At 62.8% G+C, this 15,966-nt stretch carries 16 protein-coding genes; 3 read left to right on the top strand and 13 right to left on the bottom strand.

The features are described from left to right. Positions 1–9 precede the first annotated feature (9 nt). The 5 genes from FQ668_RS07015 to ppc all read right to left on the bottom strand — a co-directional run bounded on the left by FQ668_RS07015 (position 10) and on the right by ppc (position 5,786). On the bottom strand, positions 10–879 hold the full coding sequence (locus FQ668_RS07015; RefSeq protein ID WP_019437676.1) for a DUF72 domain-containing protein: 870 nt from the start codon (positions 877–879) through the stop codon (positions 10–12). 3 nt (positions 880–882) lie between these two features. After that, positions 883–1,173: a hypothetical protein gene (locus FQ668_RS07010; protein WP_014592161.1), complete on the bottom strand. Its 291-nt coding sequence runs from the start codon at positions 1,171–1,173 to the stop codon at positions 883–885. Positions 1,174–1,304: 131 nt separating this feature from the next. Beyond that, entirely contained in the window at positions 1,305–1,979 is a 675-nt protein-coding gene (gene tsaB / locus FQ668_RS07005; RefSeq protein ID WP_014592162.1) for a tRNA (adenosine(37)-N6)-threonylcarbamoyltransferase complex dimerization subunit type 1 TsaB, read from the bottom strand. Between the two features lie 271 nt (positions 1,980–2,250). After that, the gene (gene adk / locus FQ668_RS07000) at positions 2,251–2,901 is read right to left on the bottom strand and encodes an adenylate kinase (RefSeq protein ID WP_014592163.1); all 651 of its coding nucleotides are present in this window, start codon (positions 2,899–2,901) and stop codon (positions 2,251–2,253) included. Positions 2,902–3,158: 257 nt separating this feature from the next. Next, the gene (gene ppc, locus FQ668_RS06995) at positions 3,159–5,786 is read right to left on the bottom strand and encodes a phosphoenolpyruvate carboxylase (protein ID WP_014592164.1); all 2,628 of its coding nucleotides are present in this window, start codon (positions 5,784–5,786) and stop codon (positions 3,159–3,161) included. Between the two features lie 181 nt (positions 5,787–5,967). On the opposite strand from ppc, the gene FQ668_RS06990 reads away from it, so the two are divergent. The 3 genes from FQ668_RS06990 to FQ668_RS06980 all read left to right on the top strand — a co-directional run bounded on the left by FQ668_RS06990 (position 5,968) and on the right by FQ668_RS06980 (position 7,843). Beyond that, positions 5,968–6,312 (top strand): hypothetical protein, encoded by a 345-nt coding sequence (locus FQ668_RS06990; RefSeq protein WP_014592165.1) that lies wholly within the window; start codon positions 5,968–5,970, stop codon positions 6,310–6,312. Between the two features lie 275 nt (positions 6,313–6,587). Continuing rightward, positions 6,588–7,001, top strand: a complete 414-nt coding sequence (locus FQ668_RS06985; protein ID WP_014592166.1) for a DUF4398 domain-containing protein — start codon at positions 6,588–6,590, stop codon at positions 6,999–7,001. A 50-nt stretch (positions 7,002–7,051) separates the two neighbouring features. Beyond that, on the top strand, positions 7,052–7,843 hold the full coding sequence (locus FQ668_RS06980; RefSeq protein WP_014592167.1) for an OmpA family protein: 792 nt from the start codon (positions 7,052–7,054) through the stop codon (positions 7,841–7,843). A 177-nt stretch (positions 7,844–8,020) separates the two neighbouring features. Here the strand turns inward: FQ668_RS06980 and FQ668_RS06975 are convergent, their stop codons facing one another. From FQ668_RS06975 to wspR, 8 genes are all read right to left on the bottom strand, one after another. Beyond that, positions 8,021–8,347, bottom strand: coding sequence for a hypothetical protein (locus tag FQ668_RS06975; RefSeq protein WP_003252219.1), 327 nt, complete (start codon positions 8,345–8,347; stop codon positions 8,021–8,023). After that, positions 8,344–9,267: an alpha/beta hydrolase gene (locus FQ668_RS06970; RefSeq protein WP_019437362.1), complete on the bottom strand. Its 924-nt coding sequence runs from the start codon at positions 9,265–9,267 to the stop codon at positions 8,344–8,346. Before FQ668_RS06970 ends, FQ668_RS06975 begins: the two co-directional genes overlap by 4 nt. After that, complete coding sequence (locus tag FQ668_RS06965) at positions 9,239–10,516, bottom strand: flavohemoglobin expression-modulating QEGLA motif protein (protein WP_003252215.1); 1,278 nt, start codon at positions 10,514–10,516, stop codon at positions 9,239–9,241. Before FQ668_RS06965 ends, FQ668_RS06970 begins: the two co-directional genes overlap by 29 nt. Before the next feature lie 139 nt (positions 10,517–10,655). Beyond that, positions 10,656–11,204, bottom strand: a complete 549-nt coding sequence (locus FQ668_RS06960) for a hypothetical protein (protein WP_014592169.1) — start codon at positions 11,202–11,204, stop codon at positions 10,656–10,658. A gap of 30 nt (positions 11,205–11,234) precedes the next feature. Then, positions 11,235–11,939 (bottom strand): TetR/AcrR family transcriptional regulator, encoded by a 705-nt coding sequence (locus tag FQ668_RS06955; RefSeq protein ID WP_019437363.1) that lies wholly within the window; start codon positions 11,937–11,939, stop codon positions 11,235–11,237. Between the two features lie 179 nt (positions 11,940–12,118). After that, entirely contained in the window at positions 12,119–13,621 is a 1,503-nt protein-coding gene (gene lysS, locus FQ668_RS06950) for a lysine--tRNA ligase (RefSeq protein WP_010952588.1), read from the bottom strand. Positions 13,622–13,714: 93 nt separating this feature from the next. Continuing rightward, a protein-coding gene (gene prfB / locus FQ668_RS06945; RefSeq protein ID WP_061405587.1) for a peptide chain release factor 2 occupies positions 13,715–14,810 on the bottom strand; the annotation gives its coding sequence in 2 pieces (ribosomal slippage) (positions 13,715–14,737 and positions 14,739–14,810; 1,095 coding nt in all). A 137-nt stretch (positions 14,811–14,947) separates the two neighbouring features. Then, complete coding sequence (wspR, locus tag FQ668_RS06940; RefSeq protein WP_004575465.1) at positions 14,948–15,952, bottom strand: Wsp signal transduction system regulator diguanylate cyclase WspR; 1,005 nt, start codon at positions 15,950–15,952, stop codon at positions 14,948–14,950. Positions 15,953–15,966 lie beyond the last annotated feature (14 nt).

Here is a 15,966-nt window from a genome sequence, read left to right as displayed (position 1 = left end):
AGGGAAAGGTCAGAGTAGCCCCAATTGTTCGACCTCAGGGGCGCGCGGCAATTCCGGCAAAGGTGCCAGGCCCGGCAGGCGTGCCATCAGGCGTTGATGGAAACGCTGGGCCAGCGCGGCAGCCAGGCGATTGTCCGAGGTGTGCAGGAAGATATAGGGATTACGGCCTTCTTCAATCCAGGCGGCGACTTTTTCTACCCAAGGGCTGAGGAAGGTGTGATTGGCCTCCAGTTCCGGATGGCCAATGAAGCGAACCTGCGGGTACTGGCTGAAGGCTGCCGGCCGCGGTGGCACCCTGGGCTTCTTCGACTGCGCATGCAGCACGGCAGGGTCGCGCGAGGTGCAACTGAACAGCGCGCGCGGGTCGAGGCAGATACGCTCCACACCGCGTTCGTGCAGCAGGCGATTGAGCAGGCGTTCTTCCTCACCCTTGGCAAAAAACGCCTGGTTGCGCACTTCCACAGCCACGGGCACGCCGATCTGATCGAGGAAGTGACAAAGCTCACCCAGGCGCGCCGGGCCGAACTGGGCCGGCAACTGCAACCAATAGGGTGATACGCGCTGGCCCAGCGGGGCCATCAGCCGGGTGAAGTCGAAGGCAGGCTCAAGCTGGTCACGCAGGTCGCCCTCATGGCTGACATCCCGCGGAAACTTGGCAGTGAAGCGAAAGTGCTCGGGCATGACCTGCGCCCAGCGGGCAATGGTGCCGGGAGCGGGACGTGCGTAGAAAGTGGTGTTGCCTTCGACCGCGTTGAACACCTGGCTGTAGAAGCCAAGCATTTGATTACTGTTGGCGTCAGCGGGGTACAGGTAGTCGCGCCAGGCGTTTTCGCTCCACGACGGGCAACCGAGAAAGTAAGGCAGTGGTGAGGGATTCATCCATCAAATGTACAGGTCGAGCCCCAGTACTTCCATGTCCCAGTCAGTAAAGCCGGCAGTGCTCAGGTAGCTGGCCAGTGCGGTGGCGGTGCGGCGGTCACGGGCGCGAGGGAAAACCATGTCCTGCTGGCGGGCTGGCAGGCCACCACCAGGGCGGCGGGCGGTGGCTTCCTGCGGGGCGGCTTCTGCCTCCTCGATCACCTCGGCATCGTCGATGGCCTCGTCACGCACCGCTGCTTTGCGCGAGGTGCGCTTGAGCGGGTAGGACTGCGATGAGAAACCGTCGATACGCATGGCATGAGCACTCAGGACCAATGATGGCAATTTAGCAGCATCAGGGTTCCGTCGCTAATGCTTGAGTGATAACTGGACCACAGATCGCGCAAAAGGTTTTAGCGTGTTCGGCGATAACCGACGAACAGCACTCAGTGCTTCTTGGGCGTGGCTACATTATCGCGCAGATAAACCGGTTGCGCCTGCTCGGCGACGATTGCCTCGCCACGGGCCCAGGCAAAGGTGGCCAGGCTGAGAATGTCCAGCGCATTGGGCAAGGCAGCCGGGTTGCTCGCCGCCACCTGTACCGCCAGGCGCTCGGCGTAGCCCCATCCAGTACCGGCACCGAACCACTCGCCATTGCTGCCTGCAGGCAGCGCCACCTGCTCGGGCGGCAATACGGCTTCACGGCCGACCAGGCACATTTCGCCCGCCGTGGCCTGGTAGCAGCCCCAGTACACTTCATCCATGCGCGCATCGATGGCAGCGGCCACCTGCTGCACGCCCTGCTCGCGCAATGCACCCTGGGCCAAAGCGGCCAGGTTGGACACCGGCAGCACCGGGCGTTCGAGGGCGAAGGCCAGGCCTTGCACAACACCGATGGCAATACGAACGCCGGTGAACGCGCCCGGGCCACGGCCAAAGGCAATGGCATCCAGCGCATTCAGTGCCACGCCAGAGTCGGCCAGCAGTTGCTTGATCATCGGCAGCAGCTTCTGGGCATGCATGCGCGGGATCACCTCGTAATGGCTGGTCACCTTGCCATCATGCAGCAGCGCGACGGAACAGGCTTCGGTGGCGGTATCCAGGGCCAGCAGGGTGGTCATCGAACGGGTATCCAGGTGCGAATGAAAAAGAGCGGCAGTATAGAGCAGCAGCGGCGTTGTGTCCCGAGGGGGCCGCTGTGCGGCCCTTCGCACTGATTTCAAAGCCTGCACTGGCCCTGGGAGAGCGACCTTGCGTCGCGAAAAGGGCCGCATAGCGGCCCCAGGGTTTCAGCGGTATGACACCATTATCTGGGGCTGTACTGCAGCCCTTTCGCGACACAAGGCCGCTCCCACAAAAGCGGGCCGTTGTCGAGGTGCGCCAGGCGCCGGATCAGCTCAGGGCTGCCAGGACCTTGGCGGTGATGGCTTCAACCGAGCCGACACCTTCGATATGGCTGTACTTCGGCTTGCCGTCATTGGCAGCCGACAGCTTCTGATAGAAATCCACCAGCGGCTTGGTCTGGCTGTGGTAGACCGACAGACGATGGCGAACGGTTTCTTCCTTGTCGTCGTCACGCTGGATCAGGTCTTCACCGGTCTCGTCGTCCTTGCCTTCCACTTTCGGCGGGTTGTACTGAATGTGGTAGGTGCGGCCCGAGGCCAGGTGCACGCGGCGGCCAGCCATGCGGCCGACGATTTCTTCGTCGTCCACGGCAATTTCGACCACGGCATCAATGTCGACACCGGCAGCGACCATGGCTTCGGCCTGCGGGATGGTGCGTGGGAAGCCGTCGAACAGGCAGCCGTTGGCGCAATCAGGCTGAGCGATGCGCTCCTTCACCAGGCTGATGATCAACTCGTCGGAGACCAGCTGGCCGGCATCCATGACTTTCTTCAGCTCCAGGCCCAGCGGGGTGCCAGCCTTGACGGCGGCACGCAGCATGTCACCGGTGGAGATCTGTGGAATACCGAACTTTTCGGTGATGAACTTTGCCTGAGTACCTTTACCGGCCCCGGGAGCTCCCAGCAGAATTACGCGCATCTCGTGCTCCTCAAATTTTTTTATGAAATTCAATGGATTCGGCGACCAGGGCCAATTCCGGAAAATCGGGTATGACCATAAATCGGTCAGAAGGCTGCTCAAGATACACAGCGCCCGGCAGCCAGACAAGCGTCCCAAAGTTGCAGGAATGCGCCACTTGCGGCTGACCGGGCAGGCGGTTGCGCCAGGCGCAACCACCCTCCCCGTCATAGTGCCGGGCCTGTATGGTACGCGCCAGACATGACCCGGGCTTGCCCTTAGCCGGTGTTGCGCAGCCCGGCGGCAATACCCGCCACAGTCACCAGCAAGGCCTGCTCCAACGGGCTGTCCAGAGCGGCTTCGCGGCTGCGCGAGCGAGCCAGCAACTCTGCCTGCAGGCGGTGCAACGGGTCCAGATAGGTATTGCGCAGGCTAATGAATTCCAGTGTCTCGGGGCTGTGCGCCAGTAGCACCGGCTGCCCGGTCAGGCCCAGCACCACCTGGCATGACTGCGACAATAGGTCGCGCAGGTGCGCACCTAAAGGACGCAAGTGCGGTTGCACCAGACGTTCGTCGTAGGCCTCGGCAATTTGCGCATCCGCTTTGGCCAGTACCATTTCCAGCATATCGATGCGGGTGCGGAAGAACGGCCATTGCTCGCGCATTTGCGCCAGCAACTCCCCCTGACCACGGGCCAAGGCATTGGTCAGCGCCGTTTCCCAGCCCAGCCAGGCCGGCAGCATCAGCCGGGTCTGGGTCCAGCCGAAGATCCACGGGATGGCCCGCAGGCTTTCGATGCCCCCGGCGCGACGTTTTGCCGGGCGGCTGCCCAACGGCAGGCGCCCCAGCTCCTGTTCTGGCGTCGACTGGCGGAAGTACTCGACGAAATCGGGATTCTCCCGTACCACGCGGCGGTAAGCCTGGACACCATCGGCGGCCAACTGGTCCATCACCTCACGCCAGGCCGGCTGCGGGGGTGGTGGTGGCAACAACGTCGCTTCAAGCACGGCGGCCAAGTACAGGTTGAGGTTTTGCTCGGCGATGCCCGGCAAGCCGAACTTGAAGCGGATCATTTCACCCTGCTCGGTGGTGCGCAAACGCCCCGCCACCGAACCCGGTGGCTGCGACAGGATCGCCGCATGGGCCGGGCCACCGCCTCGCCCAACCGTACCGCCACGGCCGTGGAACAGCAGTAGCTCGACCTGATGCTCGGCACAGATACGCACCAGGTTCTCCTGAGCCCGGTACTGCGCCCAGGCAGCGGCCGTGGTGCCGGCGTCCTTGGCCGAATCGGAGTAGCCGATCATGACCTCCTGCGGGCCGCGCAGGCCCGCGCGGTAGCCCGGCAGGCCAAGCAGGCGCTGCATGACCGGGCCGGCGTTGTCGAGGTCGGCCAGGGTCTCGAACAGTGGCACCACACGCATGGGGCGGGTCAGGCCGGCTTCCTTGAGCAACAGTTGCACCGCCAGTACATCCGAGGCGGCACCGGCCATGGAGATCACGTAAGACCCCAGCGAGGCGGCCGGCGCAGCGGCCACTTCCCTGCAGGTCGCCAGCACTTCGGCGGTGTCCGCTTGCGGCTTGAAATGCGCAGGCAGCAGGGGCCGGCGGTTTTTCAGCTCGGCCTGGAGGAACGCGATGCGCTGCTCCTCATCCCAGTCGGCGTAACGCCCCAGGCCCAGGTAATCGGTAATCTCGGTCAGCGCATCACGGTGACGAGCAGCATCCTGGCGTACGTCCAGGCGGCCCAGGAACAGGCCGAAGGTCACCGCACGACGCAAGCAGTCGAGCAGCGGCCCCTCGGCGATCACGCCCATGCCGCATTCGTGCAGTGACTGGTAGCACAGCTCCAGCGGCGCGATCAGCTCACGGTTGTCTACCAGCACGTCGGCATCGGCCGGTTGGTTGCTGGTCAAGGCCGAATGCGCCCATGCGCGTGTCGCACGCAGGCGGTCGCGCAGTCGCTTGAGCACAGCGCGGTAGGGTTCGGCACTGTCGCCAACCTGTTTGCGCAGGGCGTCGTTGGCCTGCTGCATGGACAACTCGGCGGCCAGTGCATCGATGTCGCGCAGGAACAGGTCGGCGGCCATCCAGCGCGCCAGCAGGAGTACTTCGCGGGTGACCGCAGCCGTCACATTGGGGTTGCCATCACGGTCCCCACCCATCCACGAGGCAAAGCGAATCGGCGCGGCCTCCAGCGGCAGGCGCAGGCCAGTGGCCTCCAGCAGGGCCTTGTCGACCTTGCGCAGGTGGCTGGGGATGGCATGCCACAGTGAATGCTCGATCACTGCGAAACCCCACTTGGCTTCGTCTACCGGCGTAGGCCGGGTACGGCGGATTTCTTCGGTGTGCCAGGCCTCGGCGATCAGCCGGCGCAGACGTTCGCGCACTTGCTGGCGTTCTGCCGAGGTCAGGTCACGATGGTCCTGCGCGGCCAGTTGGCCGGCGATTGCGTCGTACTTCTGGATCAGCGTGCGACGGGCAACTTCGGTGGGATGTGCGGTGAGCACCAACTGGATATCGAGCTTGGCCAGTTGCCGGGCCAGGGCATCGTTGCTGTGGCCGGCCTGCTTCAAGCGCCCCAGCAGCTCGGGCAGTACCTGCGCTTCGAACGGCTCGGGCTGGTCGGCGTTGCGGCGGCGGATCAACTGGTACTGCTCGGCCATGTTGGCCAGGTTGAGGAACTGGTTGAAGGCCCTCGCTACGGGCAGCAGATCTTCTTCGGCCAGGTCTGCCAGGGTCGAGCTCAACTGCTCACCCGGGCCGCGACGGTCGGCCTTGGCACTGTGGCGGATGTCCTCGATTTTCTGCAGGAACGCATCGCCATGCTGCTGGCGAATGGTTTCGCCAAGCAGTTCACCCAACACATGGACATCTTCACGCAAACGCACATCGATATCGGTCATTGGCGCTCTCTCCGTTGCATCCCTATCAGCCTCAGCGCGCCCTGTGCAGGAGCGAGCGGTATACCCCAAGAGTGCCCACAGCCGGGCGACGATGGCAAGCCGTGATCGGCCAAACCAAACTAAAGTGAAAGCACAGCACTCCCATGCAGTGCAGCCTTTCCAGGCGTCAACAGAGGTCATCATGAAAATCCGTGAACTCGCCCAGCACTGGGAACAGAATGCCGCCGGCACCCTCAGCCGTACCGGCCATGTCCTGCATCTGGACCTGGAGTCAGAAGCGCGCCTGGCCGCGCTGATCGACATGTACCCCAAGCGCACCGCCGAAGAACTGCTCGGCGAACTGGTCGCAGCCGCCCTTGAAGAACTGGAGGCCAGCTTCCCCTATGTGCAGGGCCGCCAGGTCATCGCCACCGACGAGGAAGGCGACCCACTGTACGAAGACGTTGGTCCTACGCCGCGCTTTCTCTCCCTGTCCCGCCAGCACCTGCACAACCTGAGCAACGCGGCAGTCGACAGCGACAAATAATCCTGCGCTCCAGCATTCCGGGCCTGCTCAAGGCCCGGAATACCGCTCCCGCCTGAGAAAGTTCCAGGCAAATCGCACTGACCGATCAGTCAGAAAAAGTTATCCGATTACGGCGCTTTTTTCTGAACTATTCGAAAAACCTTCGAGTCGGAGCCAATAGCCATCACGCTAAAACCCTGCACACTGCCCTCGTGCACCGTTGAGCTGAAGCGCGCGGTTAGTCAGGGATTGAGCGATGGACTGCTACGGACATCGTCGTTATCAGGAGTGATCCAATGGAGCTGACCACCATGAAGACCCGCACTAGCAAACTGTCATCCACTCATGTGCGCGGGTTCAAGCTGGCCGCGCTGGCGCTGGGCAGTAGCCTGGTCCTGGCCGGCTGTGCAGGCAATCCGCCCACCGAGCAGTATGCCGTTACCCAGTCCGCCGTGAACTCCGCCGTCAGCGCTGGCGGTACCGAGTTTGCTGCCGTGGAAATGAAAGCGGCTCAGGACAAGTTCAAGCAAGCCGAAATCGCCATGCACGACAAGAAGTACGACGAGGCCAAGCGCCTGGCCCAACAGGCCGAGTGGGACGCCCGCCTCGCCGAACGCAAAGCCCAGGCAGCCAAAGCCCAGAAGGCCGTGCAGGATGCCCGCCAGGGCGTTCAGGACGTACGTGAGGAAGGCCTGCGCAGCGCTCAGTGAGCCCTGCCCTGCCAACCTTAGCCTTCGCACACGATCAAAGGATGAACACTATGCGCAAACACGTCATGATTCCCGCCCTGCTGGCCCTGAGCGTCGGTCTTGCCGCCTGCTCGCACGATCCGAATGCCAACCTGGAAGCGGCCCGCACCAACTTCTCCTCGCTGCAGAGCGACCCGCAAGCGAGCAAAGTCGCGGCACTGGAGACCAAGGACGCCCAGGACTGGCTGAACAAGGCCGACAAGGCCTACATGGACCGTGAAGACGAGAAGAAAGTCGACCAATTGGCCTACCTGACCAACCAGCGCGTCGAAGTGGCCAAGCAGACCATTGCCCTGCGCACCGCCGAAGCTGATCTGAAAAACGCCTCGGCTGAACGCGCCAAAGCCAAGCTGGACGCCCGCGACGCGCAAATCGCCAAGCTGCAGGACAGCCTCAACGCCAAGCAGACCGACCGCGGAACGCTGGTGACCTTCGGTGACGTGCTGTTCGACTTCAACAAGGCCGAACTCAAGAGCAACGCCTATCCGAACGTCACCAAGCTGGCCCAGTTCCTTCAGGAAAACCCGGAACGCAAGGTGATCGTCGAGGGCTACACCGACAGCGTCGGCTCGGCCAACTACAACCAGACACTGTCCGAACGCCGCGCCAACAGCGTGCGCATGGCACTGGTACGTGCCGGGGTAGATCCGGCGCGTATCGTTTCCCAGGGCTATGGCAAGGAGTACCCGGTAGCGGACAACTCGAGCAACTCGGGACGTGCGCAGAACCGTCGGGTGGAGGTGACCATCTCCAACGACAACCAGCCGGTGGCACCACGCTCGGTGAGCCAGGTTCAGCGCTAAGGCTGGCTAGCTGAAAGGACAAGCCCCGCGATCGACGCGGGGCTTTCTTTTGCCTGTTCTGGCCTCTTCGCGGGCACGCCCGCTCCCACAGGTACGGCGCCAGTTTCGAGTTTTGCGCGACCCTGTGGGAGCGGGCGTGCCCGCGAAGAGGCGAGTTAAGGCAGCAGGGATAATGGCTCACTGCACCTGCTGCGGTGTTTCCTCGCCCATGCAGCGCACCGCGCGCTTGCGGTTGTCCACCAGCACGCCGGTCAGGCCTTTCTGTTGGGTGTCGAACAGCACCAGCACGCCGTCGACGCACTGGGCCACTTGCGGCGCCGGGTCCAGCGATACCTTGTAGTCCTCGCCGGGGATGGTCTTGAGCATGGTGAAGTCCTGCAGCAGCAGGGCATCTTCGGGCTTGGCGAAATGCAGGTAACCGTAATACCACAAAGCCCCTACCGTCACGATGATGCTGCCGACGCCGGTCAGGATCAGCGGGATGGCGTTGCGTTCTTCACTCATTGCTTGTTCTTCTCGTCAGGGAAATTGGGCACTTCGGCAAGCCGCCGCAGGCCGTTGAAATGGCTGGGGTCATCGAGGAACCGCAGCATCACCTGGCGCCAGGTCGGGTCGGCGAAGGTCTGCACGTGCCCCCCTCGGGTCAGTTGCAGCACCCGCGGTGGTGGCGCGTGCTGATACAGGCGGATGCCGTTGTCCATCGGCACCAGGTTGTCGTCGATGCTGTGGAAAAACAACTTGGGCGGGCTGCTCAATCGCTCGATCGAGCGGATCGCGCTGTCGCCGTCCGGCACTAGCCACGACAGCGGAACCTGCAATGGCCAGGTCATCCAGGAGGTGCTGAGCGCAAAGCGCCCCACCGCGCGGTAACTGGCCGGCACACCATCGAACACCAGGGCGCTGAAGCGCTGACGCTGCTCGGGGTGGGCCGCCAGGTAATGAATGGCCATGGCACCGCCCAGGCTCTGCCCCAGCAGTACCAGCGGCTTTCCCTTGACCTCGGGCGCCTGCTCCAACCAGGCCATGGCTGCAGCAATGTCCTGATACACCTCCGGCAGGCTCGGCTGGCCCTGAGACAAGCCATAGCCGCGGTAATCGATCATCAACACCTGGTAGCCCTGCTCCGGCAGCCAGTAGCTCCCCCCCAGGTGCCCTGGCAGGTTACCGCCGTTGCCGTGCAGGTGCAGCACCGTGCCCTTGGCCTCGGCCCCGGCCTTGGCTGGCAGCCACCAACCGTGAAGGCGAATGCCATCAGCCGTGGTCAGCGTGACATCGCTGTATTCCAGCTTGGCACGCTCAGGGGTGAAGGCCTGACCACGCTCGGGGTAGAACAACAGGCTGCTGCAGCCGCCAAGGCTCAGCAGGACCAGGCCGAGGACGAGCAGGCGGCAGTGCTCAGAGAATGTTCGCGTAGTCGGCTTCAATGCGATCCAGGCTCAGGTGGTTGAGGAAGTTGGAGAAGCACATCCAGGCCGACAGCGCACTCAGGTCGCGGAACTGTTCAGGCAGGTACTTGGGCGGCTCGACCAACCCTTCCTCGACCAGTTGGCGCAGGGTGCGCATGTCTTCCAGGGTGGTCTTGCCACAGAACAGCAACGGGATCTGTTCCAGTTTGCCCTTCTTCACGGCCAACTGAATGTAGTTGTAAACCATGATGAAGCCCTTGAGATAGGACAAGTCCTTGGTGAATGGCAGGCCGTTGGGCACCGAGCCGCGGAACACCCGGCTGGCGTTGCTGTAGCTCTGCGCCATCTCGAAGCCCTGCTCGCGGAAGAAACCGTAGACCTGCATGAAATCTGCACCCTCCTCGACCATGTGGATGGCACGGGTGCGGTTGGTGAGCTTGCGCAGGCGGCTGGGGTAGGAGGCAAAGGCGATCACCTCCATGAGAATCGCCAGGCCCTCCTGGGTTACCGTCGACGAGGGCGGGCCTTTGGCCAGGAAGGTGCAGATCGGCTGGTTCAGGCCATTGAGCGTGGTACCGACATGCACCAACCCTTCGTGCACCTCCAGGGCGCGCACATCGCGGGCGTTGAACATGGCATCGGCACGCACCTTGATGTAGTCGGCACCGGCTGCGGCGTCGGCGACGATACCGTCGGACTCGAACACGCGAATGGTCCCTTCGGCCTCGCCGAACACGTTGTTCAGCCGGTGCTGGAGGATCTCCACCGCCTCCTTGGCGGTGAGATTCTTTGGCTCATCCTTGAGGTCACCACGGCCATCGATGTTGTTCAGGTAGTCCGACAGCATCAGGCCAAGGTCGGCCAGGGTCGGGTCACCGGCGTGGAAGGCATCCGAGGCGGCGCCGTACAGTTCCTGGGAGATCAGGCCGAAGTCCTCGGTACCGCGCGCTTCAAGCATGCGCACCACCATGCGGTATTCGCGGCACATGCGCTTCATGATCTGCCCGACCGGGTTGAACTGGCCCAACTGGCGAATGATGTCGCGCTCGATGCCCTGGAACTCGGCCTTGACCGCGCTGGAGTCGAATGACAGCGGGCGCGACTGGTAGTAGGCGCGGTCAACCGCCGGCGGCTCCTTGCCCTTGGCCTTGAGAAAGCCCTGGCGGATGTTGTCGTCCCACTTCACCGCGTCAAGGACCCGGATAGGCGTCTGTGCTGCGACGATGCGGTCGGACAGGGCGCGGATGGTTTGCTGGTATTCGTCCACCGTGGACTCCTTTCTAGTACACGAAACCTGTACCGGCCTCTTCGCGGGCAATCCCGCTCCTACATGGATATCAAGAAGCCCAGGCCTGGCAAGGCCCCTGTAGAAGCGGGCTTGCCCGCGAAGAGGCCGGCACAGGCCACTACTTGCCGGAACGCTGGAACCGCGCCACTTCAACGAACAGGTCGGAGTTGGCCGGGTCGTCCAGGTAGGCCAGCACCCGCGCCGCCGGGCTGTCGATCAGCACGCCGTCGCCGTTGTCCTCCGGCACTTCGGTACTACGACCGCTCAGTTCCTTCTTGTCCACCGCCTGCTGTACTTGCTCGACATCCAGGTTGTAGACCACCAGTTCCTTGCCATCGACGATATCGAAGCCGCCAATCAGGAAATTGCCACCCAGGCGCTTGGGCACGCCCGCCGACAAGTACCAGCGGTTGCCGTGGCGTGACACGGTGAACACGTACTCTTCAGGAGCCTTGCCCTTGGCCGTGGCCACCGCCTTGTAGGCGTCGCCACCGCTACGGCTGATCACCAGTTTCAACGGCTCCCCCCAGGCGTCCTTGCTGCTCCACTTGCCGAGCAGGGCCTTGGGCGCTGCCTGGTTGCTGGGCAAGGGCTCATGGAAGGTCACCAGACAACCGCCCAGCAGCAGGAATGACAAAGTCAACAACACCACACGCCAGGCTTTCATCAGGTTCTCCTTGAAAAGGTCGTTCTCGGCTCAGGCCGATGCCAGCACCAGCTGCAGGTATCGGGTAAGCATAGCGAGCATCTGCCCATCGGCTTGCGCATTCGCTTGCTTGAGCAGGCCTTGATATTCCAACTGCTCGATAATCGCCGTCAACATCTGTGCATCCTGCTCCGGCTGCCGCGAGCCCACGACTTGCAGCAATTGCCGGGTGCCGTGCAGCAGGATCTGCTCATGAGCGCACACCAGCTCGGCCAGGCGCGGGCACAGCAATGCTTCCTGGCGAAAGGCCTGCTCGGCCATCAGGAAGTCACGGCGGTTCAGCAGTTGCCGCTGAACGTAGTCGGCGGTCATGCGCGCCACGTCGTCAGCCAGCCGCGCCCGTGCCTGCGGGCTGCCATCGCCCTGTGCCAGCAACTGGCGCAACACCACCTCGGTATTGGCCCACAGCTTGGCCATGTAGGCCGCACTGCGCTCGACGTACTGGGCAAAGGTATCGGTGAGGAGGTCCTCGATGTCCTTGAAGTAGTAGGTGGTGGCCGACAATGGCACGCCGGCCTCGGCGGCCACTGCCCGGTGGCGCACACCGCGCACGCCATCGCGTACGACAATGCGCATGGCGGCATCGAGAATCAACTGGCGACGCTGTTCGCTGCCTTGGCGGGCAGTCTTGCGGCCTTGGTATTGCACGCTTTCGGCGACGGCGGTGGCGATGCCGGCGGCGCCTTGGTCAGGCATGGCGGGTGTCACGGGGGATACCTCATGGGCAGTGTTTCGTCAGTGCTGGCCCCTTCGCGGGTAAACCCGCTCCTACAAGGCCTTTGTAGGAGCGGGTTTACCCGCGAAGGGGCCAGCACTGACAACATAAAGCTTCAGGCAAGAAAAAGCCGCCTCGAAAGGCGGCTCGTTCAGCTCACTCAGGCCTGCGGACGCATGTGCGGGAACAGGATGACGTCGCGGATCGACGGCGAGTTGGTCAGCAACATCACCAGGCGGTCAATGCCGATGCCTTCACCGGCGGTCGGCGGCATGCCGTACTCCAGCGCACGAACAAAGTCAGCGTCATAGTGCATGGCTTCATCGTCACCCGCGTCCTTCTCGGCCACCTGGGCCAGGAAGCGCTCGGCCTGATCTTCGGCATCGTTGAGCTCGGAGTAGGCGTTGGCGATTTCGCGGCCACCGATGAACAGCTCGAAACGGTCGGTAACGGCCGGGTTGTCGTCGTTGCGACGGGCCAGCGGCGACACTTCGAACGGGTACTCGGTAATGAAGTGCGGCTGTTCCAGCTTGTGCTCGACCAGCTCTTCGAAAATCATCACCTGCAGCTTGCCCAGGCCTTCATGGCCCAGCACCTTGGCGCCGGCCTTCCTGGCAATCTCGCGGGCGCGGTCGACGTCCTGCAGGTCGGCGGCGGTCAGCTCCGGGTTGTACTTGAGGATCGAGTCGAACACCGACAGGCGTACGAACGGCTCGCCGAAGTGGAAGACCTTGTCGCCGTACGGTACGTCGGTAGAGCCCAGTACCAGTTGCGCCAGCTCGCGGAACAGTTCCTCGGTGAGGTCCATGTTGTCGCGGTAGTCGGCGTAGGCCTGGTAGAACTCGAGCATGGTGAATTCAGGGTTGTGACGAGTCGAAACGCCTTCGTTACGGAAGTTGCGGTTGATCTCGAACACTTTCTCAAAACCACCGACCACCAGACGCTTGAGGTACAGCTCCGGCGCGATACGCAGGAACATGGCCATGTCCAGGGCATTGTGGTGGGTTTCGAACGGCTTGGCAGCGGCGCCGCCCGGGATGGTCTGCAGCATCGGCGTCTCGACTTCGAGGAAGTCACGCTCGATGAGGAACTTGCGGATGTGCGAGATCACCTGCGAACGCACACGGAAGGTGTGGCGGGTTTCTTCGTTGACCATCAGGTCGACGTAGCGCTGACGGTAGCGCTGCTCGGTGTCGGTCAGGCCGTGGTGCTTGTCGGGCAGCGGGCGCAGCGACTTGGTCAGCAGGCGCACGTTGGTCATTTCGACGTACAGGTCGCCCTTGCCGGAACGGGCCAGGGTGCCTTCGGCGCTGATGATGTCGCCCAGGTCCCAGGTCTTGACCGCGGCCAGGGTTTCTTCCGGCAGGGTCTTGCGGTTGACGTAGACCTGAATACGGCCAGTCATGTCCTGGATGACCATGAACGAACCACGGTTGAGCATGATGCGGCCGGCGACCTTGACCGGGATCGCGGCTGCTTCCAGCTCTTCCTTGGTCTTGTCCGCATACTGCTTCTGCAGGTCGTTGCAGTAGCTGTCGCGACGGAAGTCGTTGGGGAAGGCATTGCCCTTGGCGCGCTCGGCGGCAAGTTTTTCCTTGCGCAGGGCGATCAGGGCGTTTTCTTCCTGTTGCAGGTCTTGCGATTCGGTCTTGAGGTCGCTCATGTCGTCATTCTTTCCATCAGGTATTCGTTGCCCGTTCCGGGCAGGGCACGCGCTACCGGCGGCTGGCCAGGTAGCGCGGCATGGGGGTGCGAATTACAGGCCCTGCTTGAGGCTCGCTTCCAGGTACTGGTCGAGGTCGCCGTCCAGGACTTTCTGGCAGTCGCTACGCTCGACGCCGGTACGCAAGTCCTTGATACGCGAGTCATCCAGTACGTAGGAGCGGATCTGGTGGCCCCAGCCGATGTCCGACTTGCTGTCTTCCAGCGCCTGCGAAGCAGCGTTGCGCTTCTGCATTTCCAGCTCGTACAACTTGGCCCGCAGCATTTTCATGGCGGTGTCCTTGTTGGCGTGCTGAGAACGTTCGTTCTGGCAAGCCACCACGGTGTTGGTCGGTACGTGAGTGATACGTACTGCCGAGTCGGTGGTGTTCACGTGCTGGCCACCGGCACCGGAGGAACGGTAGGTGTCGATGCGCAGGTCGGACGGGTTGATCTCGATTTCGACCTTGTCGTCGATCTCGGGCGATACGAACACCGCCGAGAACGACGTGTGGCGACGGGCACCGGAGTCGAACGGGCTCTTGCGCACCAGGCGGTGCACACCGATTTCGGTGCGCAGCCAGCCGAAGGCATATTCGCCCTTGATGTGCACGGTTGCACCTTTGATACCGGCCACTTCACCTTCGGAAAGCTCGATGATGGTGGCGTCGAAACCACGCTTGTCAGCCCAGCGCAGGTACATGCGCAGCAGGATGTTGGCCCAGTCCTGCGCTTCGGTACCACCGGAACCGGCCTGGATGTCCAGGTAGGCGTTGTTCATGTCCATCTCGCCGCTGAACATGCGACGGAACTCAAGCTGGGCCAGGTTTTCTTCCAGGCTTTCCAGCTCGGTCACGACGTCGCCGACGGCGCCTTCGTCATTTTCTTCGACAGCCATGTCGAGCAGGTCCTGGCAGTCACCCAGGCCGTTGGACAGCTTGTCCAGGGTCTCGACGACCTGGGCCAGCATGGCACGCTCGCGGCCCAGTGCCTGGGCGTACTCAGGCTTGTTCCAGACGTTGGGGTCTTCCAGCTCGCGGTTGACTTCGATCAGGCGGTCATGCTTGTGATCGTAGTCAAAGATACCCCCGAATTGACTGGGAACGCTCGGTGAGGTCCTTGATGGTGTTCAGGATCGGTTGGATTTCCATGGGCGGGCTACTCGTGCGAATTCGGTGAAAAGCCCGCGAGTATAACCGAGTCCGCAGCATGGCGGCAGACCCGCCGGGCGGTCGTATGTAGATAGGGCAACCTGCGCTCCCACACAGGCCGCGCCGTCTCCAAGAGCTCAGGCGATGCCGACTTGGTTACGCCCACCGTTCTTGGCCAGGTAAAGACCTTTATCGGCCGCCGAAATCAGCTGCCGGCAATGGCTGCCGATAGCCGGAGTCTGGGTGGCCAGGCCGATGCTCACGGTCAAGAACGTATCAGCGGTCGGCGCAGTATGGGGGATGCCAAGGCCCAGCACGGTCTGGCGCAGTTTTTCGGCCACCAGCCGCGCCCCGCCTGGCGAGGTGTTGGGCAGCACCAGGGCGAACTCTTCGCCGCCATAGCGCGCCGGCAGGTCGGTCGGCCGCGAGCACGAGCTACGGATGGCTTCGGCGACCTGGCGCAAGGCCTCGTCACCGGCCAGATGGCCAAAGCTATCGTTGTAGACTTTGAAGTAATCCACGTCGATCATGAGCAACGACAACTGCTGCTGCTCACGCATCGCCCGGCGCCATTCCAGCTCCAGGTATTCGTCGAAGTGGCGACGGTTGGACAGCCCGGTGAGGCCATCGGAGTTCATCAGCCGCTGCAGCATCAGGTTGGAATCAAGCAACTGCTGCTGGCTGACGCGCAGGGCACGGTAGGCCTCGTCGCGCTGCAGCAGGGTCAGGTAGGAGCGCGAGTGGTAACGGATGCGTGCCACCAGTTCGATGGTGTCAGGCAGCTTGACCAGGTAATCGTTGGCCCCGGCGGCAAATGCCGCACTCTTTACCAACGGGTCTTCCTTGGTCGACAGGACGATGATCGGGATGTCCTGAGTCACCGGGTTGTTGCGGTACTCACGCACCAGGGTCAAGCCGTCCAGGCCAGGCATGATCAGGTCCTGAAGAATGACCGTAGGCTTGATGCGCATGGCCTGGGCCACCGCCTGGTGCGGGTCGGCACAGAAGTGGAAGTCGATGTTGTCTTCATCGGCCAAGCCACGCCGCACCGCTTCGCCGATCATGGCCTGGTCATCAACCAGCAGCACCATCGCCGAGTTCTCGTTGGTGGTCGCGAAACCTTCGATCGGTAAATCATTCATCATTGTTCACCCGA

The sequence above is a fragment of the Pseudomonas sp. Kh14 genome (genome assembly GCF_900291005.1).
GTDB lineage: Bacteria > Pseudomonadota > Gammaproteobacteria > Pseudomonadales > Pseudomonadaceae > Aquipseudomonas > Aquipseudomonas alloputida.
Note: the sequence above shows the minus strand (reverse complement) of the source record. Positions and strands in the feature narration are given on the sequence as shown.

What these genes read in the sequence shown, in the direction of transcription:
- FQ668_RS07015 (WP_019437676.1), bottom strand. Translation starts at nt 879, where the DNA reads ATGAATCCCTCACCACTGCCTTACTTTCTCGGTTGCCCGTCGTGGAGC.
- FQ668_RS07010 (WP_014592161.1), bottom strand. Translation starts at nt 1,173, where the DNA reads ATGCGTATCGACGGTTTCTCATCGCAGTCCTACCCGCTCAAGCGCACC.
- tsaB (WP_014592162.1), bottom strand. Translation starts at nt 1,979, where the DNA reads ATGACCACCCTGCTGGCCCTGGATACCGCCACCGAAGCCTGTTCCGTC.
- adk (WP_014592163.1), bottom strand. Translation starts at nt 2,901, where the DNA reads ATGCGCGTAATTCTGCTGGGAGCTCCCGGGGCCGGTAAAGGTACTCAG.
- ppc (WP_014592164.1), bottom strand. Translation starts at nt 5,786, where the DNA reads ATGACCGATATCGATGTGCGTTTGCGTGAAGATGTCCATGTGTTGGGT.
- FQ668_RS06990 (WP_014592165.1), top strand. Translation starts at nt 5,968, where the DNA reads ATGAAAATCCGTGAACTCGCCCAGCACTGGGAACAGAATGCCGCCGGC.
- FQ668_RS06985 (WP_014592166.1), top strand. Translation starts at nt 6,588, where the DNA reads ATGGAGCTGACCACCATGAAGACCCGCACTAGCAAACTGTCATCCACT.
- FQ668_RS06980 (WP_014592167.1), top strand. Translation starts at nt 7,052, where the DNA reads ATGCGCAAACACGTCATGATTCCCGCCCTGCTGGCCCTGAGCGTCGGT.
- FQ668_RS06975 (WP_003252219.1), bottom strand. Translation starts at nt 8,347, where the DNA reads ATGAGTGAAGAACGCAACGCCATCCCGCTGATCCTGACCGGCGTCGGC.
- FQ668_RS06960 (WP_014592169.1), bottom strand. Translation starts at nt 11,204, where the DNA reads ATGAAAGCCTGGCGTGTGGTGTTGTTGACTTTGTCATTCCTGCTGCTG.
- FQ668_RS06955 (WP_019437363.1), bottom strand. Translation starts at nt 11,939, where the DNA reads ATGCCTGACCAAGGCGCCGCCGGCATCGCCACCGCCGTCGCCGAAAGC.
- lysS (WP_010952588.1), bottom strand. Translation starts at nt 13,621, where the DNA reads ATGAGCGACCTCAAGACCGAATCGCAAGACCTGCAACAGGAAGAAAAC.
- wspR (WP_004575465.1), bottom strand. Translation starts at nt 15,952, where the DNA reads ATGAATGATTTACCGATCGAAGGTTTCGCGACCACCAACGAGAACTCG.